The sequence below is a fragment of the Chondromyces apiculatus DSM 436 genome, from assembly GCF_000601485.1.
GTDB lineage: Bacteria > Myxococcota_A > Polyangia > Polyangiales > Polyangiaceae > Chondromyces > Chondromyces apiculatus.
Window position 1 is genome coordinate 84,021 of sequence record NZ_ASRX01000030.1, and the last position, 20,142, is coordinate 104,162.

Sequence of the window (20,142 nt, forward strand, 5' to 3'; positions counted from 1 at the left end):
GGCACGAGTTCCGACGCCCGGTTCCAGTGTCTACCATCACGCCATCCGGGGGTCGCTGGAGCGCTGCACCGGGCGGGGCCGGCGCTGGATACGCGCGCCTCACACGTGATATTTCTGCGCCGGGGGGCGAAGGCGGGAAGCGATCCGTGTTCTGGATGCAGGACGTGCCATTCAAGCCCGGCGCGAGCCCGTTCCGATGCAAGGGCGTGCTCTACCAGGACTCGTTCGTGTACTTCGACGAGCACTTCAAGGGTGGGCGGGGCTCGATCCTCAGGCACGTGGAAGGCCCGGGGTTCTCCTCTTTCCTGTCCCAGCAATTCATCATCGGCGGCTGGTATGACGTGTTCCCGCTGCTCGCGCTGCACAGCCTCGCGGCGCGTATCACCGGCACCGGGTTCCTGGAGCTGGAGCGCGACATCGCGCAGTTCCAGGTCCCCCGTCAGTTCAACGGCATCCACCGCTTCCTGCTGAAGCTGACCACGCCGGACGTGATGATGGCGAACCTGCCCCGGCTCGGGGACAAGTACTTCGACTTCGTCCGGATCGAGTCGAAGCGGGTCCGGGAGAAGACGTACGAGTCGTTCACGTCCGGGGTGCCCGCGCTCGCCGCGGCCTCCTACCTCACGGTGAGCGACGTGGCCATCCGCGCCGCGCTGGAGATGGCGGGCGCGCAGGGGGTGCGCATCCAGCGCCACCCGCTGGAGCCCGCAGGCGAGGCGCACGGGCTTCCCATCGTGCTCCTGAAGCGCGTGGTCCGCTGGACCTGAGCGCCGTCACGCATCAGGGCGCGAGCTTGGCGATGAACAGGGTGGGGATCGCAGGGTCGGCAGGGAGGGGGCCCGTTCCGAGGTCGAGCTCGCCGCCCAGGGAGATACCGACGATCACCGGAGCGCCGCTCGGATCGTGGGCGACGTCGAAGGCGCCCTCGACCTTCGTGCTGCCGATGGCGCGGCTCTCGACGAGCTGACCTGCGCTGTCGAGCTTGAGCACGAAGGCGTCGACGTCGTCTCCCGGGGTGCCCTGAACCTGGTAGGTCACGTCGCCGAAGACGAGGGTGTGGTTGAAGTAGCCGGTCACCACGGTGTTCCCGCTGGCGTCGACGTCCAGCGCGGCGACGTGGTCGGAGAGTTCGTTCTCCCCGAAGGAGAGGCTGAAGCGGTGCGCGCCACTCGAATCGTAGGCGGCCACGAAGAAGCTCGATCCCATCACGGCCTCCAGCGCGTCACCGCCGAAGTCGGCGAAATCTTCGAACGTGCCGACCGTCACCCAGCCGTTCTCGGCGGTGCCCGCGATGTCGTAGACCCTGTCCGAGCCCATGCCACCGAGGCCTCGCGACGCGAGGGCCGTGCCCGTGCTGTTGAGGCGGGCAAGGACGCCGTCGCTCTGTCCGAGGCTGTTGAGGGTGTTGCCATCGCTGAAGGTGACGTCGCCCGTGAACCGCCCGCCTACCAGCACGCCCCCTGCGCGGTCGGGGGCCACGCCGCTGAAGTCCACGGTGCCGCCGGTGCTGGAGAACTGGCGCGCGTAGATGCCGAAGACGCCCTCGGGTGACATCTTCGCGAGGAAGGCTTCGAAGTTGCCCTGGGTCGTCATCGAGACGCTGCCGAAGGCCAGGGTGTCCGAGAAGGTCCCGATCAGCACCGGGTTGCCGTTGGCGTCCACCGTGAGGCCGGTCGGGTTGTCGTAACCGGCCCCCCCGAAGCCATAGGCCCAGTCGACGTTGCCGGTCTCCGACGCGAACCGGGCGAGGAAGATGTCGGTGGTGTTCTGGTTGCTGGTGAGCACCGTGTCGTCGAAGATCGCCTCGCCGTTGAAGTCGCCGGTGACGAGGATCCTGTCCGTCACGTCGAGGGCGAGGCCCCGGATGGTGGACTCGCCGGTGCCGCTGATCTTGCGGGACCAGAGCACGTTGCCCTCCGGGTCCAGCTTGACGATGAAGGGTGCATACTCGATGGACGCGGTGAGCGGGTCGCCGTCGCCGAAGTCGATGGTGTTCCTGAACTTGCCGACGACGATGACGTTGCCCTCCCCATCCACGGCGATGCGCGGGAGGCCCTCGGGGTAGATACCGAGGAAGCCTCGCGCCCACACGGTCGAGAGCGGGCAGCGGGCGGCGACGCCGTCGCAGTCCTCGTCCTCGGGCGTGGTGCAGTCGTCGACGGCGGGAAGGATCTCCCCCTCGCAGGCGCCGTAGCCGTCGCCGTCGCACACCTGCGAGCCCGCGCGACACGCGCCGACACCCTCCGTGCCCTCGGGGCCGGTGTAGCAGGAGGCCCCTGTCTCGCAGGGGCCAGAGGCGCTGCTGGTGCTGGCGGTGCTGGCGCCGAAATCACGCTCCACCGGCGCGCACGAGGCGGCGGGGAGGGCTGCCGGAACCAGGAAGAGGCCGGCGAGGGCGAGGCGGGCCACGGTGCGCAGGGGAGTAGATCGGCTCATGGCAGGACGAGGATCGCACACTTCGGCGCGGCGCGGATCCTGGTCGGCGTGGCGGCCCTCTCCGGGACGCGCGCCTCGTCCTCCTCGCGACGCCATCACGCGCCGCGAGATCAGGGCGCGAGCTTGGCGATGAACAGGGTTGGCGTCATGCCGTCGGAGGGGAGCGGGCCAGTGCCGAGGTCGAGGGTGCCGCCGACGGTCATGCCGACGATCACCGGAGTGCCGCTCGGGTCGATCACCACGTCGAAGATGCCTTCGGGCAGCGTCGTGCCGATGGCGCGGCTCGCGAGCACCTCGCCCGTGCCGTCGAGCTTGACCACGAAGCCATCGAGATCCTGGTCCTGGGTGCCGGTGAGCGGGTACGTCTCCTCGCCGAAGGTCACCTCGTTGTTGAAGTAGCCGGTCACCACGGTGTTCCCTTCGGCGTCGACGCGCAGCACGGCGCTGTGGCCGGTGTCCTCGCCCGTGCCGAAGGCGACGCTGAACCGGTGGCTGCCTTCAGCGTCGTAGGCGGCCACGAAGAAGCTCGATCCGTCGAGCGCTTCCAGCGGCCCGCCGCCGAAGTCGACGGAGCCGGAGAAGGTGCCGCTCACCGCGCTGCCGTCGTCAGGGGTGCTGGTAACGTCGTAGGTCCTGTCCCATTCCACGCCACCCAGGTTCTTCGCGCTGACGGCGCTCCCGGTGCTGCTGAAGTGTGCGAGGAACCCATCGTTCGAGCCGAGGCTGGTCAGGGGAACATTGTCGAAGGGGGCGGTCGTCGAGAACCGCCCGCTGAGGAGCACGCCCCCGGCGCGGTCGGGGGCCAGGGCCTCGAAGTCCAGGATGCCGTTCGAGGAGCCGAAATTGCGCGCGTAGATGCCGAAGACGCCGTCGGGGGACATCTTCACGAGGAAGGACTCGGAGCCGCTCTGGGCAGTCATCGAGACGCTGCCGAATGCCAGGGTGCCCGAGAACTCGCCGATCAACACCGGGTTGCCGTTTTCGTCCACGGCGAGGTCGTTCACCCGGTCGTAGTCCGTACTCCCGAACCCGTAAGCCCAGTCGACGTTGCCCGTGGCCGAGGCGAGCCGGGCGAGGAAGATGTCGTCGAACCCCTGGGAGTTCGTGAGCACCGTGTCGTCGAAGATGGCCTCGCCGCTGAGATCCCCGGCGATGAGGATCCTGCCCAGCGCGTCGACGGCGAGGCCCTTGATGGCCGACTGGCCAGTGCCGCTGATCTTGCGCGACCAGAGCACCGTGCCATAGGGGTCGAACTTGGCGATGAACGGCTGGCGCTCGGCGGAGGTGGTGAGCGGATCGCCGTCGCCGAAGTCGATCATTTCCACGAACGAGCCCACGACAATGATGTTCCCCTCTCCATCCATGGCCAGGCGCGGCGTGTCTTGCGGGGAGACGCCGAGGAAGCCGCGCGCCCAGACGGTCGAGAGCGAGCAGGGGGCAGCGACGCCGTCGCAGTCCTCGTCCTCGGGTGTCGTGCAGTCGTCGACAGCAGGGAGGACCTCCCCCTCGCAGGCGCCGTAGCCCTCGCCGTCACATACCTGGGAGCCCGCGCGGCACGCGCCGACACCCTCCGTGCCCGCGGGACCGGTGTAGCAGGAGGCCGCCGTCTCGCAGGGGCCGGAGGCGCTGCCGGTGCTGGCGACCCCGAAGTCGCGCTCCACCGGCGCGCACGAGGCAGCAGGAAAGGCTGCCGGGACCAGGAAGAGGCCAGCGAGGGCGAGGCGGGCCACGGTGCGCAGGGGTGCAGGTCGGTTCATGGGGCGGGAGGAGGATCGCACACTCCGGCGCGGCGCGTATCCTGCTCGGCATGGCTCCGCCGCCCCGGAACGTGCGCCTCCTCCTCGCCGTGGCGATCGCCTGCATCCTGGGGTGCCTGGTGCTGTTCGTCGGGCTCCGAGGGCGCAGCGGGTGGGATCCGGCGGTCTCTGCGTCCGCGCGTCCGTCGGGGTCGCCCGGGGCGCCGCGTTCGCTGCGGGCGCGGCAGCCCGGCGTGAACGGCGCGGCTGGCGATCACCGGGGGCCGCTGCGGCTGCCGAGCGGCGAGATCGCCGCCGATGCGGCCAGGAAGGCGGGCGCGTTCTCGGGCCGGGTGGTCTCGGAGCGGGGCGGGGAACCCATCGGCGGCGCGACGCTCACCTTCGACCACGAGGACGAAACGCTCACGGTGAGCGCGGGTGCCGACGGCGCGTTCCTGCTCGAACCCCCCGAGCCCGGCGTCTACGTGCTGGCGCTGGTGACGGCGCAGGGCTTCCATCCGTTCGCGCCGGCCTGGGGAGAGAGTCCCGTCACGCTGGTGGCCCGCGCGGGTGAGGTGGTCCGCGGGCTGACGGTGACCCTGAGCCCCGAGGCGCGCTACGAGGGCGTGGTGCTCACCCCGGGCGGTGAGCCCGCAGCCGGAGCCGAGGTGCGGATCCTCGATGCGCCGGAGGGTGCGGTGGGCGCGCGCTTCATGGCGGACGACAAGGGCGCGTTCACGTTCACCGCGCCGGACGAGGCGCTCCTCGAAGCGAGCCACCCGGCGTACGCGCCGGGCAGGGGGCGCGTGGACCTGCGCGTCCAGGCGGGCCGCCGGATCACCCTGCGCCTCGGCGCGAAGGGCGAGGAGCGCGCGGGGCAGACCATCGCAGGGACTGTCGTCGATGCGTCCGGCGCGCCGGTCGTGGGGGCCGCCGTGCGCGCCGGGTGGAGCGGGGATCCCGGGGTGCTGGGCGCCGATCTGCACCCCGGGGACGAGGTGACGACGGATGCCGATGGCGCGTTCCTGCTGGAGGGGCTGGATGCGGGCCGGTACGCGCTGACCGCGCGCGAGGGCACGCGGGCGGCGTACCTCGACGAGGTGGCCGGAGGCGCGCGCGAGGTCACCCTGCGGCTCGGGGGGACGGGGCGCCTCCGCGGGGTGGTGCGCTCCGCGGGCGGGGAGCGCGGGGAGCTGGTGAAGGCCTTCTCGGTGCTCGTGGCGCTCCACCGTGGCCCCCTGGAGCGGGAGACGGCGGCCGCGGCGTCGTTCTTCGACGCCTCCGGGGCTTACGCGTTCGAGGACCTCCTGCCTGGTACCTACGCCGTCACGGCCGCCGCCATGGGACACGCCTCGTCGAAGACGGTGACCGTGACCGTGCAGGCCGGCGGGGAGGCGACGGCAGATCTGGTGCTCGGGCGAGGCGGGAACCTTCACGGGCTGGTCGTGGAGGAGGGCACTGGTACACCCCTCGCTGGCGCGCGCGTGACCGTGGAGGGAGGACTCGGGCCCGGGGCAGGGCCGGTCCCGGTGGTGGCCGAGGCGACCACCGACCCCGCAGGGCGCTTCTCCCTCGCTGGCCTCTCCGAGGGACTGCGCTCGGTCGCAGCCATGGCGTCGGGCCACCACGGGCGCATCCTCTCCGGCCTGGTGATCGCCGAGGGAGGCACGCTCGGCCCGGTCACCATCTCCCTCACGCCGCTGCAGGAGGGCGAGGAGCCGCGAATCGAGATGACCGGCATCGGCGCCGTGCTCTCCGCGAAGGACGACGCGCTCGTCGTGGGTCAGGTCATGGCGGGTGGCGGCGCTGCGGCGGCAGGGCTCGGGCCAGGGGACGCCATCGTGGCCATCGACGGCGTCAGGGTCGTGGACCTGGGCTTCGAGGGGGCCATCGGGCGCATTCGCGGCCCGGAGGGGAGCACGGTCGCGCTGCTGGTGCGCCGCGGCAACGCAGGGGCGCCGGTGAACGTGCTGGTGCAGCGCACGCGGGTGCGGGGGTAGCGTCGCATCCTTGCTGGAGGCCCGAGGATCTGCCGGGACGCGCAGACGGAGGCGCGTGATTTCTGTACCCTGCCGCGCGATGCGCTTTCGTTTGTGCCTTGCTTTCAGCGCGCTCTCCTCCCTGATCGGGACGACAGGGTGTGCGCCTTCGCTCTCGACGTTCCAGCCGGCGCACGTGGCGAGGAAGGGTCACGTGCAGATCGAGGCCGGGAGCGACATCTCCATCCCCACGAGCGGCGTGGGCCGGCTCGTGGACGCGGCAGAGGCGCTGGTCGACGTCGCCGAGCAGCGAGAGCTGCGCGACGAGGAGAAGCAGACGCTCTTCGACGCAGGCGCGGCGCTCGCCATCAACGCGCTCTCGCCCGTGCCGCATGTGGGGCTCGCCTACACGCCGGTCGACAAGCTGGAGGTGTCGGTGCGCTACTCGGGCGCGCTGCGGCTCGGCCTGCGCTACCAGTTCCTCACCAAGGCGCGGCACGGGGTGGACCTGAGCGCCGGGTTCGGCGCGGCGCGCTACACCCTGGCGTTCCCGGTGAGCAGCGTCCTCGGCATCCTGGAGCTGGAAGACTTCGAGCGGTGGCAGTTCGACATCCCCATCCTGGTGGGCAAGTCGGGTGACTGGTACCGGCTCTGGGGCGGCCCGAAGGGAATGTTCACCACCTTCGGCACGCAGCTCGTGCTCACCACGCCCGAGGTGTCGGGCTCCAGCACCTCGCAGGAGACGCAGCTCGCCTCCTTCGACGGGACGGCGTTCTACCTGGGCGCACAGGGGGGCGTCGCGCTCGGATACAAGTACGTGTTCGTCGGCTTCGAGCTGTCGATGGCGTACCTGGCGGCGGCCTCGGAGATGACGGTCCTCGGACAGCCGGTGCACGCCGTGGACCTCGACAGCCTGGTCGTCGCTCCGGGCATCGCACTGATGATGGAGTTCTAGGGGCCGAGGCGTGGTCCACCCCCACGACGATGCCTCCGCCGCCCTCGCGCGCGCGCTCGCGGTGCTCCTGCCAGTGCTCGACATCGCCGGGAGCCGGCCCGACGGTGACGCGCCGCCCGCGTGGTGCGAGGCGCGCGGGCTCACGGGATTCCTGCTCTCCCTTGACGACGCCGCGCTCGGGCGCTGCGAGGCGGAAGGGCTCGCGGTCTGCGCGTCTTCGCTGCCCGGGGCGCCGGCGCAGCTCGTGGACCTGGCGCGCGCCACCGCCGAGGTCACCCGGGTCCCGCCCCTCGCGGCGAGCCCCCTGCCCCCGCCGCGCGAGCGGCTCCGCTCGGTGCACGAACGCAAGCGCCTCCAGCTCGAAGCGCTGCTCGGCGCCGTCGCGCCCCTCGCCGCGAGGGCGCAGCGCATCGTGGACGTGGGCGCTGGCCGGGGGCATTTCACGCGCGTCGCGGCCGATCTGTTCGACATCGACGCGGTGGGCCTGGAGCGCGACGCCTCCCGGGTCTCCACCGCCGAGGCACTCGCGCGCGGCACCCGGGCGAGCTTCGTCACCTTCGACGCGGGCGCGCAGGAGCTTTCCTTCGGGCCCGGGGATCTGCCGGTGGGCCTCCACGCCTGCGGCGCGCTCGGCGACCGGATGATCGCCGCGGCGGCCAGCGCCCGCTGCGACGTGGTGCTGGTGTCGTGCTGCCTGCAGAAGATCGACACGCCACGCCGGGCGCCGCTGTCACGCGCGGCCGAGGAGGCGGGGCTCGTGCTGCCCCGGGAGGCGCTCGGCCTCGCCAACCTCACCCCGAGGCCCGAGGGGGTGGAGGCGAGCCTCGGGGACATGCTCGCCATGCGCGAACGTCGCCACGCGCTCCTGCGGTTGCTCCGCGCGCGGGGGCTCCCTCTCGCGCCAGGTGAGGAGATGCGCGGGATCAACCGGCGCCGCGCCCGCGATGGGCTCGCAGCGCTCGCGGCGAGGGCGCTGTCGCTGCGGGGACTCGCGCCCGCGAGCGCGGCCGAGGTGGAAGAACACGAGGCGGCGGCGCACCAGGAGTTCGCGCGCATGCGCCGGCTCTCGCTGCCCCGGGCCATGCTGTCGCGGCTCGTCGAGGTGACCGTGGTGCTCGACCGCGCCGCTGCACTGGAGGAGCAGGGCCACGAGGTGATGGTGCGGACTGTCTTCGACATCGAAGTGACCCCCAGGAACCTCGCCATCCTGGCCTGCGCAGACGGGACGCCGCCGGAACACCCGCACTGACACGCACCCCGAAGAGGCGCCCCGCTGTCGCACGTGCAGGCCGCACGCCGTGATGGTGTCCTCGACCGACTCTCGTACTATCGCCCTCGTGAGCCCCCTCGCCCCCCTCCGGCGCCTCCTCTGCTCTTGCTCGTTGCCGCTCATGCTCGCCGCCTGCGGTGGAGACACTCCGGCGGAAGGTCAGGGCGGCAGCGGAGGAAGCCCTCCCACCGGTGTCGGCGGTCAGGGCGGCGCCGGCGGCCACCCGGTCGAGGAGCGGGCCACGGGAGTGGTGGTGGGCTTGCTCAATGCGCCCAGCGAGCCGTTCGTCGAGGCGACGCGGCTGCGCACCACCCTGAAGCTCGACGGGGCCACCGTGCGCGAGGAGACCTGGGGAGACGGCGCTCCGGCGTTCATCCCCTTCCCCATGGAATTCGACCTCGAAGCCGAGGTGGACGGCGCCGAGGTCGAGGTGGTCTTCGAGCGAGAGCGCGCGGACGGCGCGCTGGTGCAGCAGGTCGGCAGGACGCGCGTGGTCGCGGGGCGGAAGCTGCTCCTCCGGATGACGATAAGCGACGCGCCTTGTGCCGCCTGCGACGATGGCCTCACCTGCTCCTGGGGACGCTGCCTCGACCCCGCGGTGAGCCCCGAGCACCTGGAGGACCACACACCGGACTGGGCGAGCCGTAGCTGGTGCAAGCCGCAGGCGGCGGGGGATCCAACGCTCATGCTCGGCAAGGGGGAGAGCGACTTCACCCCGCTCGCCGAGGGCGACGTGGTGCAGGTCTGGGCAGGCTCGCAGGGCGGGTATCACACCTTCTTCGGCGCCCGGATGCGCCATCTCAGGCAGAGCGCCGTCACCACCGTGCACGCCGAGGTGCCCTCGCTCGCTGCCACCATCGGCCCTTTCTCGGCGGTCTCGGTGTTCCGTGACTACCAGGAGGCCGGCTACTGCGAGACGACGGGGTTCCTCTTCCGCCTCGACCAGCCCCTCACCATCGACGAGCTGCTCGGTCAGCCGATGCAGGTCACGGCAACAGTCTCGGACGCCGACGGGAGCACCCAGGAGGTCACCCAGTCGGTCGTGATCGACACCGAGATCCTGGAGTTCTGAGCAACCTCGATCCTCCCCTTGAGGAGCCTCGCACATGAGCATCGACAATCACTGGAGACGTCTGACGGTAGGAATGGCGCTGGGCTGTGCGCTCGGCGCTTGCGGTGGCGATGACGGGGACCCTCCCGATCCTTCCGGTACAGGTGGTCAGGGCACCACGACCAGCGCGGGCGGCGCTGGCGGTCAGGGCGGCGCCGGCGGTCAGGGCGGCGCTGGCGGTCAGGGCGGCGAGAGCGGCGCCCTCGGATTCGTCGAGGCGGGCCGGTATCCCGGGGGCGTGGGCGCGGGCAACAGGGGCCTCGGCCTCGCCGATCTGGACGGCGATGGCCTCCACGATCTCGTCGTCGTCAACACCATCGGCGCGTTCGTCAGCGTGCAGCGCGGGGCCGGAGACGGCTCGTTCGAGGAGGTGCACCGCACCTACCTCACCGATCACCTCCCCGGGTCCGTCTTGCACGACGTGGTCCAGGTGGCGGACATGGATGACGACGGCATGCTCGATGTGATCCTGTCGGCGAGCAGCCAGGTGCTCATCCTGCCAGGCCAGGGGGATGGGACGCTGGGCACCCCCGTGGCGTATACGGCCGGCACGAACAGCCACAAGAGCCTCCTGGTCACGGACCTGGACGGAGACGGCGCGCACGACGTTCTCATCGCCTACACGTATGCCGATCGCATCGACGTGCTGCGCGGGGATGGCAGCGGCGCGCTCCTCCCGCCGCAGGGCTACCCGGTCGGCACCGGCCACGTCCTGACGTCCGTGGCCACGGGAGACGTGGACGGCGACGGCCTGCCCGACGTGGTCGCGAGCGACAGCGATGGAACGAACGTCTACCTCTTCCAGGGCGCGGCGAACGGCACGCTGCTCGCCGGGACACCCATCCCGGCCAAACGCGCCTCCTCGATCGCGCTCGGCGACCTGACAGGGGACGGGAGGCCGGAGATCATCGTGGGCTCGGATACCTACGGCGCATACGGAGTCGGGGTGCTGGTCAACCAGGGCGACGGTACCTTCGGAGCCCTCACCACCTACGCGGCAGGGCGGTTCATGGTCCTCGCCGGCCTCGTGGACCTGAACGGAGACGACGCGCTCGACGTCCTCGTCACCGACAGCGAGAAGGAGGAGCAGATGTTCCTCCTCACGAACGACGGCGCGGGCGCACTGGGCGCCGCGGTGCCCCTCGCGGCTGGCCGCGGTGTGGGGAGCGGAGTCACGGGAGACATCGACGGCGACACGCTGACCGACCTCGTGGTGGGCAACAAGAACCCCGGGCTCGGCTTCCTCGCCGGAAATGGCGACGGCAGCTTCCAGCCCCTGCTGGGGACGCCTTTCGGGTGCGGCGCAGAGGCCATCACCACGGGCGACTTCGACGGCGACGGGGAGGTCGACGTGCTGTTCGGCATCGCCCCGAGCAGCGTGCTCACCTCCCTGCGGAGCACCGGCGGGGGCGCCCTGGAGGTGGTCGGCACTTACCCGCTCAACGGCTGGCCGGTGAAGATGTTCGTGGTCGACGTCGACGGGGACGCGTACCTGGATCTCGTCAGCGCGAACCGTTGCCCCTTCGCGGACTGCAGCCTCCTCGACGTGCTCACCGGCGCCGGAGACGGCACGCTGACGCCCTCGCAGTCCGTGGGCGATGGCTTCTACACGCGGGACGCCGACATGGGCGACCTCGACGGCGACGGAGACCTCGACGTGTACGTGACCGCCAGCGTCCACGAGGGGGCGTTCCTCATGCGCGGCAGCGCGGACGGGACCTTCACCTCGGAGTACGCGAACGGCGTGGACGCGGTGGCCTTCGCCGACTTCGACGGGGATACGATCCTCGACGCGGCCATGGTCTCCGAGTTCAGCGCCTACATCGGCCACGGCCAGGGCGATGGCACCTTCACGCTGCCAGCCCTGATCCATCCGACGGACGATCTCGTGGCGCACATCGCGCTCGGTGACATCAACCATGACGGCCACCTCGATTTCCTGATGACCCCGAGTTTCGGACAGGTCGTCACCGTGATGTACGGCGCGGGCGACGGGGAGAACTTCGCGCCCCAGGACATCGATCTCAACGGCAGGGTCTCCGCGGCGGTAGTCGCGGACCTCGACGGCGACGCGTTCCCGGAGCTGACGTTCATCGTCGGGTCCCGGGTGCTCGTGCTCGTGAACCGCCAGGGCGCCCTGGAGGCCGGTCCGGTGATCGACACCCTGCGCAATCCCTCGTCCATCGCTGCCGTGGACGTGGACGGCGACGGGAACCTCGACCTGCTGATCACGGACCGCGCCACGAACGAGCTGGTGGTGATGACCAGCACCCGATGACACTGGCGCTCGGGATTCGCAGGCGGCATGCGCAGCACGCGCATGCCCTCGCCCGCGGAGGTGCGCGCGTCGGCCTGCTCCTCCTAGTGGGCATGTCCCTCGCGGGGGCCTGCGGGGGGGACGAGCGCGACACCTCGGGTGGTGGCGCCGGGAGCGGCGCGCATGCGGGCGCGGGCAGCACCGGGACAGGCGGCGCCGGGGGGGCGGGAAACCCCGGCACGACGCCCGCGTGGCAGGTCGCCCTCGACGAAGGGGACCTGGACGGCGCCGTGCTCTCCATCTGGGGGAGCGGCCCCGAGGACGTGTACGCGGTGGGCGGCCCCCTCGGCAACAGCGGCCCCACCTCGCTCGTGGTGCACTTCGACGGCGCTTCGTGGCGCAGGCTCTCGCCAGGCGGTAACGAGACGTTCTGGTGGGTGGGTGGCTCCGGGCCCGACGACGTGTGGATGGTCGGCGAGGGCGGGCGCATCACCCACCTGGGCGGGCAAGGCTTCACCGAGCACACCTCGGGCACCACAGCGACCCTGTGGGGCGTCTGGTCTGCAGGGCCCGACGAGGCATGGGCGGTCGGAGGAACGCCGGGCGGTCAGGCCGGCGAAGACGACGTGGTGCTCCACTGGGACGGGACCATGTGGATACGCGAGGTGCTGCCGGGTGCCCCGCTCGGGCGCGCGCTGTACAAGGTGTGGGGCGCGAGCGCCGATGACGTGTACGTGGTCGGCGAGGCAGGGGTGATGTGGCGACGGCAGGCGGGAACCTGGACGCGGCTGCCAGAGCTGACACAGTCCACCCTGTTCACGGTGACCGGGTGCGGGCCGGACGAGGTCTGGGCAGTCGGAGGTTCGTCGGTGCTGCGCGCAGAGGGCGGGGAGTTCACGGCGCTCGACGTGTCCCTGCCCAACCTGGTGAACGGCGTGGCGTGCGGGCCTCCCGGCTCGGTGCTCGTGGTCGGGAGCGGGGGCGTGAAGCACCGGCTGGTCGAGGGGCAGTGGGTGAGCGACTTCCTCGACCCGCCGAACGACGACCTGCACTCGGCCTGGGCCGACGGGCAGGGGGCGTTCTGGGCCGCAGGCGGCGACTTCTTCACGTCCCCCGCGGCCGGGCCACGCCGTGGCGTGGTGGCGCGGTTCGGCCCGGGCACGGTGGCGACGTCGATTACGCCCTGATCACCGGGAGCCACCGCAGGGCGCCGCGGCGCGGGGATCGGTCCGTGCTGCGCCGGAGCGCGTGACGAGCGACTTGCCGCCCCGGCGCTGGTGCTCTAACCGGCAGATCCCATGGACCTTTCGTTCAGCCCCGAGCACCTCGCGTTCCGCGAGGAGGTCCGCGCGTTCATCGCCTCGGCGATGCCGCCGAGCCTGATGACGAAGGCGGCCGCAGACAGCCACTTCGAGCACGACGAGGTGATGGAGTGGCACAAGATCCTGCACCGCAAGGGCTGGGTCGCGCCGCACTGGCCGGCGGAGGTGGGCGGCTCGTCCCTCGACGTCACCAGCCGCTTCATCCTCTCCGAGGAGCTGGAACTCGCGGGCGCCCCTGCCCTGTCGCCGTTCGGTCTGGTGATGGTGGGGCCGCTGATCATCCAGTTCGGCACCCCGGAGCAGAAGAAGCGCTTCCTCCCCAGGATCCTCTCCGGCGAGGAGGTCTGGTGCCAGGGCTACTCCGAGCCGAACGCCGGCAGCGACCTCGCGTCGCTGAAGACCCGGGCGGAGGACGACGGCAAGGGCAACTTCGTGGTCACCGGCCAGAAGACGTGGACCACCTACGCGCAGTACGCCGACTGGATCTTCTGCCTGGTGCGCACCGACGCGAGTGCGAAGAAGCAGTCCGGCATCAGCTTCCTGCTCATCGACCTGAAGACGCCCGGGGTGACGGTGAAGCCGTTCCTGACCTCCGGCGGCACCCCGGCCTTCAGCGAGACGTTCTTCGAGGGCGCCGTGGTGCCGAAGGAGAACCTGGTCGGCCCCCTGAACGGCGGCTGGACGCTGGCCAAGGCCCTGCTCGGCCACGAGCGCACGCTGATCGCCGCGGTGGGCGCCTCGATCCGCGCCATCCGCAAGGTGAAGCGCATCGCCGCCCGCACCCAGAAGGACGGGCGCCCCCTCCTCGAGGACCCGCTCTTCCGCGCCAAGATCGCCCGGCTCGAGATCAAGCTGCGGGGCCTGCAGATGGCGAACTACCGCGCCATCGCCGGCGCGCAGCTCGGCCGCGCCCCGGGCCCCGAGTCGTCGATCCTCAAGATCCGTGGCTCCGAGATCCAGCAGCAGTGCTACGAGCTGGCGATGGAGGCCATGGGTCTCGCGTCGATGAGCTGGTTCAACGAGCCGGGGGTGGTGCACCCCGAAGAGCAGTGGGTGCCGTCGCTCTTCAACTACCTGCGGGCGACGACGATCTACGGCGGCACCAACGAGATCCAGAAGAACATCATCGCCAAGCTCATCCTCGGCATACCCGACCGATGAACGAAGGCCCCAGGACGAAGAGCAGCAGAGGAGCGTAGGGCATGGACTTCGATCTCAGCGACGAGCAGAAGCAGCTCGTCGAGACCGTCCAGTCGTTCGTGAAGAAGCAGTCGCCCCTCTCGCGGCTGCGCGCGCTGCGGGAGGACCCGACCGGGTGGTCCCGCGATGCGTGGCGGCAGATGGGAGAACTCGGGTGGATCTCCATCTCGCTTCCCGAGTCCGTGGGCGGGCTCGGGGGAAGCTTCATCGATGCCGCGCTGATCCTGGAGCAGCTCGGGACGACGCTGGTGCCCGAGCCGATGATCCCGACCCTCACCGCGGCGGCAGCGATCGTGCGGGCCGGCACGGAGGAGCAAGCCACCCGGCTGCTCGCCCCGGCGCTCGCCGGTGAGGGATCTCTCGCGCTCGCGGCCGCCGAGGCGCAGAGCCGGTTCGACGTGGCCGACGTGGCGACGAAAGCGGAGCGCGCCGGGAGTGGCTACCGGATCACCGGCGAGAAGGTGTGGGTGCTCAACGGGCACGCCGCCGACACGATCGTGGTGTCGGCCCGCACCGCGGGAGGCCCCCGCGACCGCGAAGGCATCTCCCTCTTCGCGGTGGACCGGAACGCTCCGGGGCTCGAGGTGCAGCCGGTGAAGACGATGGACAGCCACCACGCGGGGCTCCTCCGCTTCAAGGGCGTCGAGGTCGGCGAGGAGCAGCGGCTCGGAGCGGAGGGTGGAGCCCTGGCCGCGCTGGAGTACGCGGCAGACCTCGGCGCCGCGGCGGCCTGCGCCGAGGGGCTCGGCGTCATCAACACCGCCCTCCAGATGACGGTCGAGTACCTGAAGACCCGCGAGCAGTTCGGGGTGAAGATCGGCTCGTTCCAGGCCCTGCAGCACCGCGCCGTCGACATGTTCATCGAGGCGGAGCTGTGCCGGTCGATGATGATCCTCGCCGCGCTGAAGGTCGCCGACGCCGACGAGGAAGAGCGCAAGACGGCCATCTCGGCGGCCAAGGTGCAGCTCGCCTGGGGCGGACGGCAGGTGACGCAGCAGGCCATCCAGCTCCATGGCGGCGTCGGGGTGACCGACGAGCACGACATCGCCCTCTACTTCAAGCGCATGCACGTGCTGAACGCTCTGTTCGGCGACGAAGACACCCACCTCACGCGGTACGCGCGCTCTCCTTTGTTCACTGCCAACGTCGGCGCCTGATCACGCCCGGCAACCCCGGCTCGCCGCAGGATCCCGGCCCAGGGGCCGGCAGAGAGAGTGCTGGCGAACAACGCTCGGTTCAGTATTCTGGCGGGCTGGTGAAGACCGATGTGAAGGGGCCCCCGGGCGCGGGAGCGGGCGAGGAGGACGCTACGCTCTGCCGCAGCTCGACCGCCGATGCAGGCTCCGCGCCCGCCATGGAGCTGCGCGTGGTGGGGATCGGGGTGGTCGAGACGCACCGGCTCGCACCGGGACGGGCTCTGGTGATCGGACGCGCCCGCACGGTAGACGTGCCCGTCGATGACCGGCTTGCTTCGCGGCAGCACGCCGTCCTGCGCACCGGCCCCCCGGTCACCATCGAGGACCTCGGGAGCGCCAACGGCACCCGCATCGGCGAGAAGCTCCTCGCCCCCAACCAGCCCGTCGAACTCGCGCCAGGTGAGGTGGTGCAGATTGGCGGTTTGCTGCTGATCCTTCAGGGCGGCGTCGCCAGGGTGCCTGCCTCCTCGCCGCAGCCGCAAGCCGTGAGCCCTCACGCTGGTCCTCCGAAGGTGCCGCCGGCCCGCGAGCCCTTGCCGACGCTGCTGGACGATCCCACGGCTCCCCCCTTCCAGGTCTCTGCCCCGGAGGTCTCAGCGCGCGGGGGTGCGCCCGGTCCAGTGGTCATGGCGCCCGCTATGAAGGCCCTTTACGCGCTCGTCGATCGCGTGGCCGCGAGCCCGCTGAGCGTGCTGCTCCTCGGCGAGACGGGCGTCGGCAAGGAGGTCACGGCCGAGGCCATCCACGTCCGCTCGCAGCGCACCCATCGGCCTTTCCTCCGCCTCAACTGCGCGGCGCTCTCCGAGAGCCTGCTCGAGAGCGAGCTGTTCGGGCACGAGAAGGGCTCCTTCACCGGCGCCGCGCAGACCAAGCCCGGGCTGCTGGAGACCGCCGAGGGCGGCACCGTGTTCCTCGACGAGGTAGGTGAGCTGCCCCTGTCGACCCAGGTGAAGCTCCTGCGCGTCCTCGAAGAGCGTCAGGTGCTGCGGGTCGGCGGCCTGCGCCCACGCCCCATCGACGTCCGCTTCGTCGCCGCCACGAACCGTGATCTCACCCAGGAGGTCGAGCGGGGCACGTTCCGGCGCGACCTCTATTTCCGGCTGAACGGCATCTCTCTCACCATCCCTCCCCTGCGGGAGCGGCTCGGGGAGATCGCCGAGCTGTCGCGCCTCTTCCTCGCGAACGCCGCCGAGCGGCTGGGGCGGCCGGCGCCGCGGCTGGGAGAGCAGGCGCTCGCGTTCCTGCAGCGCCACTCCTGGCCGGGCAACGTGCGCGAGCTCCGCAACGTGGTCGAGCGCGCGGCAGTGCTGTGTGGAGGCGCCGAGATCCTGCCCGAGCACCTGCTCCTCGACATCACCGCCGCGTCTCCGCCTCCCCCTTCGGTGGCGCAGGGCAGGCCCCCCGCAGAGCTTTCGCCGCCTTCGAGCGTCCCGAGCGCGCCGGCGAGCGCGCCAGGCCGGATATCGTCCCTCCCGGGGGACGACGCGCCACCCCCCACGCTCCGCGGCGCGCTGGAGCCGCTCGAACGGCAGCGCATCCTCGACGTGCTCGAGCGCTGCGGCGGCAACCAGACCCAGGCCGCGAGACAGCTCGGCATCTCTCGCGGGACGCTGCTCTCGCGGCTCGACGCCTACGGTGTCCCGCGGCCGCGCAAGGCGTCGTCGTGAGCGCCTGACGCGCACCTGACGCGCGGGGGATGTGCGGGAGGACGCGCGGTGTCCTGTCGGACCAGCTCTTTTGCATTCCCAGAAGTTGGCCGGCCCTCCGCGTTCATGCGAGGCGAGGAGGGAGAGGACCTGTCAGGATGAACAGCCCCCGCTCCCACGCGGAGCTCGTCACGCTCCGCAAGCTCGCTCAGGACCTCGCCACGCGCCGGAAGGAGCGGCTGTCGAGCGTGCACCTCCTGGCCGCCATCGCCGCCAAGGGCGGCCCCGGAGGCGAGCTGCTGCGCGAGCGCCGCCTCGACGACGAGGCGATCCTCAAGGCCTGCCGCTCCGTCGACGACGAGGGCGCGGATCCCATCGGCCGTGCCATGGGCGCTGCCCGCGACGTCGCCAAGCGCGCTGCTGCCAAGGAGCCCACCGCCCTCCACCTCCTGCTCTCCCTGCTCTCCGACCGCGGCTCGGGCGCCCACCGGGCGCTCCTGCAGTCGGGCGTGGATCTGGCGCGGCTGCGCACCGCGGCCCTGCAAATCGCGCTCGGTGTCGTCGCCGCGAGACGCACTCCCCTGCGCATGCGCCCCGAAGGTGAGGGCGAGGCGGCGCGACCCGGGCGCCGTGTCGACGGTCCCACGCCAGGCATGAACAGCCTCATGGGCCCGAACGGCGTGATCGGCACCGGTAGCGCGCACGGCACGACCGGCGCGCACGGCACAGTGACGGGCACGACCGGCGCACCTGGCGATGCCCTCGGGCATGCCCGTCCCCCCACGCGGCGTGGGGCCCCGAGGACGACTCCGGAGCCGCGCCCCACCGCGAAGCTGGGGCCTGCTGCCGAGCGCCCCGTGGCCGTCCCGCTGTTCCCACCCCCCGGGTGGCGCCCGGACGCAGCCCCCTCCTCCCGCAGCAGCGCGACGCCGTCCGCGCCTCCCCCCTCTCCCTTCGCGACGCCTGGCGCCTTCGCCCCACCGGTCACCCCGGCAGCGCCGACGGCCGCCTTCACCGCGCCTCCGACCGCCCTGGCGATGCCGCCAGCTCCCGCTGCCACACCTCACGCCGCGCCTCTCACGCCCGAGGAAGCCCGCCTCGCCGACGCCACGCGCAGCCTCTCGCGCCAGAGCGCTGGGCGTCCGGCTCCCCTGCCCAAGGCCATGGCAGCGCGCTTCGCCCTGGATCGCGCCCGCTTTCCCGTCCTGTCCACCCTCGGCAAGAACCTCACCCTCGCTGCCGCGCTCGGCGAGATCGAGCAGGTCATCGGGCGCGAGCGCGAGATCGAGCAGGTACTCGACATCGTCGCCAAGCGCCACGCGAACAGCCCTTGCCTGGTCGGCCCCGCGGGCGTCGGCAAGACCTCCGTCGCGCGCGGCGTGGCCCACCGCCTCCTCGAGATCGCCGAGCCCACCGAGCCCCCGCAGGTGCTCGTCGAGGTCGTGGTCTCCGAGCTGCTTGCCGGCACTGGCGCCCGCGGCGCGCTGGCCGAGCGGATGGCCTCCATGCGCGCCGAGCTGCGCGAGGCCGCGGGTCGCGTCATCCTCTTCGTCGACGAGGTGCACGAGCTGCTCGGCGGCGGGCTCGACGAGGCCATGGCCGAGATCAAGCTCGCCCTCGCGCGCGGCGAGATCTGCCTCCTCGGCGCCACCTCGCCCGAGGAGTACCGGAAGACTGTCGAGGCCGACCAAGCCCTCGCCCGCCGCTTCTCCGTGGTCGAGGTCGAGGAGCCCTCCGAGGAGGATGCCTTCCTCCTGCTCCGCAGCGTCGCCGAGGGCCTCGGCGCGCACCACCGGCTCACCTTCAGCGACGAGGCGATCGCCACGGCCGTCTCCTGGTCCATGCGCTACCTCCCTGGCCGCGCCCTCCCGGACAAGGCGCTCTCCATCCTCGACCTCGCCGGCGCCCGCACCCGCCGCCGCGCGACCCCGCGGGTCGGGAGCGCCATCGAGGTCGGTCCCCCCGAGGTCGCCGAGGTCGTCGCCGAGATCGCCGACATGCCCGTCGAGCGGCTCCTCGAGACCGACCGCGACCGCATGCTGGGCCTGGAGCGGCTCCTCGCCGATCGGGTCGTCGGCCACGACGCCGCCCTCGGCCGCATCGCCCGGGTCCTGCGCCGCAACGCCGCGGGGATCCGCGGCCGGCGCCCCATCGGCTCCTTCCTGCTGCTCGGCCCCACCGGCGTCGGCAAGACCGAGACCGCCAAGGCCATCGCGGAGACCCTGTTCCACTCCCCCGACGCCATGACCCGGCTCGACCTCTCCGAGTACGCCGAAGCGCACGCCGTCGCCCGCCTCGTCGGCGCGCCTCCTGGCTACATCGGGCACGAAGCCGGAGGTCAGCTCACCGAGGCCGTACGCCGCCGCCCCTACCAGGTCGTCCTGCTCGACGAGATCGAGAAGGCCCACCGCGACGTGCTCGAGGCATTCCTGCAAGTGCTCGACGAGGGCCGCATGACAGACGGACGCGGCCGCCGTGTCGACTTCACGAACGCCGTGATCGTGATGACCTCCAACCTCGGCGCCGCCGAGGCCAGCGCGCTCCGCACCGAGCGTCCCGTGGGCTTCGGCCGTCCCTCCGGTGGTCCGGCCCCCGAGCGCCTCGGCGAGGCCATGATCACCGCGGCCAAGGCGGCCCTCCCGCCCGAGCTCTACAACCGCATCGACGAGGTGCTCTGCTTCGGCGCCCTCGCGCGCGACGAGGTCGCCGAGATCGCGCGGCGCCTGCTCCAGGGCCTCGGCCGGCAGCTCGAGGAGCGCGGCGTCGAGCTGTCGGTGGAGCCTGCGGCCGTGGAGGCCTTGCTCGACGCTGGCGGCTTCGACGCCGCATACGGCGCCCGCCCCATGCGCCGTACCATCGCCCGCCTCATCGAAGCGCCCCTCGCCGACCTCATCCTCCGCGGCGAGCTGGACGACGGCACGACGGCCCTCATCGACGTCGACGACGAGGGCCAGGTCATCGTGGACGCGCTGCGCGAATCCGCCGTGGCGACCGGCTGAACCTCGACGCGCGTCTCACCTCGACGCGCGTCTCA

Annotated in this window: 13 protein-coding genes; 11 read left to right on the forward strand and 2 right to left on the reverse strand. The window is 71.7% G+C overall.

Annotation, left to right across the window (positions count from 1 at the left end; translation table 11 throughout):
* The first annotated feature begins 146 nt into the window (after nt 1-146).
* Nucleotides 147-767, forward strand: coding sequence for a hypothetical protein (locus CAP_RS20465; RefSeq protein ID WP_044243640.1), 621 nt, complete (start codon nt 147-149; stop codon nt 765-767).
* A 13-nt stretch (nt 768-780) separates the two neighbouring features.
* On the opposite strand, the gene CAP_RS20470 is transcribed toward CAP_RS20465, so the two are convergent.
* On the reverse strand, nt 781-2,436 hold the full coding sequence (locus CAP_RS20470) for an NHL repeat-containing protein (protein WP_156040981.1): 1,656 nt from the start codon (nt 2,434-2,436) through the stop codon (nt 781-783).
* A gap of 110 nt (nt 2,437-2,546) precedes the next feature.
* The gene (locus CAP_RS20475; RefSeq protein ID WP_044243642.1) at nt 2,547-4,193 is read right to left on the reverse strand and encodes a hypothetical protein; all 1,647 of its coding nucleotides are present in this window, start codon (nt 4,191-4,193) and stop codon (nt 2,547-2,549) included.
* A 50-nt stretch (nt 4,194-4,243) separates the two neighbouring features.
* On the opposite strand from CAP_RS20475, the gene CAP_RS20480 reads away from it, so the two are divergent.
* The 10 genes from CAP_RS20480 to CAP_RS20525 all read left to right on the forward strand — a co-directional run bounded on the left by CAP_RS20480 (nt 4,244) and on the right by CAP_RS20525 (nt 20,107).
* Nucleotides 4,244-6,172, forward strand: coding sequence for a carboxypeptidase regulatory-like domain-containing protein (locus tag CAP_RS20480; protein WP_052375566.1), 1,929 nt, complete (start codon nt 4,244-4,246; stop codon nt 6,170-6,172).
* A gap of 79 nt (nt 6,173-6,251) precedes the next feature.
* Nucleotides 6,252-7,106, forward strand: a complete 855-nt coding sequence (locus tag CAP_RS20485; protein ID WP_044243644.1) for a hypothetical protein — start codon at nt 6,252-6,254, stop codon at nt 7,104-7,106.
* 10 nt (nt 7,107-7,116) lie between these two features.
* Entirely contained in the window at nt 7,117-8,355 is a 1,239-nt protein-coding gene (locus CAP_RS20490) for a methyltransferase (protein WP_044243647.1), read from the forward strand.
* An 88-nt stretch (nt 8,356-8,443) separates the two neighbouring features.
* Nucleotides 8,444-9,448 carry a hypothetical protein gene (locus CAP_RS20495; protein ID WP_156040982.1) on the forward strand — a complete coding sequence of 335 codons (1,005 nt, stop codon included), beginning with the start codon at nt 8,444-8,446 and terminating at the stop codon, nt 9,446-9,448.
* Nucleotides 9,449-9,482: 34 nt separating this feature from the next.
* Complete coding sequence (locus tag CAP_RS20500; protein ID WP_081865084.1) at nt 9,483-11,765, forward strand: FG-GAP repeat domain-containing protein; 2,283 nt, start codon at nt 9,483-9,485, stop codon at nt 11,763-11,765.
* Between the two features lie 92 nt (nt 11,766-11,857).
* Complete coding sequence (locus CAP_RS20505; RefSeq protein ID WP_052375568.1) at nt 11,858-12,931, forward strand: beta propeller repeat protein; 1,074 nt, start codon at nt 11,858-11,860, stop codon at nt 12,929-12,931.
* Between the two features lie 111 nt (nt 12,932-13,042).
* Complete coding sequence (locus tag CAP_RS20510; RefSeq protein ID WP_044243650.1) at nt 13,043-14,227, forward strand: acyl-CoA dehydrogenase family protein; 1,185 nt, start codon at nt 13,043-13,045, stop codon at nt 14,225-14,227.
* A 41-nt stretch (nt 14,228-14,268) separates the two neighbouring features.
* Entirely contained in the window at nt 14,269-15,423 is a 1,155-nt protein-coding gene (locus tag CAP_RS20515) for an acyl-CoA dehydrogenase family protein (protein WP_044243653.1), read from the forward strand.
* Between the two features lie 98 nt (nt 15,424-15,521).
* On the forward strand, nt 15,522-17,129 hold the full coding sequence (locus CAP_RS20520; RefSeq protein WP_231511589.1) for a sigma 54-interacting transcriptional regulator: 1,608 nt from the start codon (nt 15,522-15,524) through the stop codon (nt 17,127-17,129).
* A 137-nt stretch (nt 17,130-17,266) separates the two neighbouring features.
* Entirely contained in the window at nt 17,267-20,107 is a 2,841-nt protein-coding gene (locus CAP_RS20525) for an AAA family ATPase (RefSeq protein ID WP_044243656.1), read from the forward strand.
* Nucleotides 20,108-20,142: the final 35 nt, after the last annotated feature.

Coding starts and splice junctions, on each gene's coding strand:
- CAP_RS20475 (WP_044243642.1), bottom strand. CDS start 4,193: ATGAACCGACCTGCACCCCTGCGCACCGTGGCCCGCCTCGCCCTCGCT.
- CAP_RS20510 (WP_044243650.1), top strand. CDS start 13,043: ATGGACCTTTCGTTCAGCCCCGAGCACCTCGCGTTCCGCGAGGAGGTC.
- CAP_RS20500 (WP_081865084.1), top strand. CDS start 9,483: ATGAGCATCGACAATCACTGGAGACGTCTGACGGTAGGAATGGCGCTG.
- CAP_RS20505 (WP_052375568.1), top strand. CDS start 11,858: ATGTCCCTCGCGGGGGCCTGCGGGGGGGACGAGCGCGACACCTCGGGT.
- CAP_RS20485 (WP_044243644.1), top strand. CDS start 6,252: ATGCGCTTTCGTTTGTGCCTTGCTTTCAGCGCGCTCTCCTCCCTGATC.
- CAP_RS20525 (WP_044243656.1), top strand. CDS start 17,267: ATGAACAGCCCCCGCTCCCACGCGGAGCTCGTCACGCTCCGCAAGCTC.
- CAP_RS20480 (WP_052375566.1), top strand. CDS start 4,244: ATGGCTCCGCCGCCCCGGAACGTGCGCCTCCTCCTCGCCGTGGCGATC.
- CAP_RS20470 (WP_156040981.1), bottom strand. CDS start 2,436: ATGAGCCGATCTACTCCCCTGCGCACCGTGGCCCGCCTCGCCCTCGCC.
- CAP_RS20515 (WP_044243653.1), top strand. CDS start 14,269: ATGGACTTCGATCTCAGCGACGAGCAGAAGCAGCTCGTCGAGACCGTC.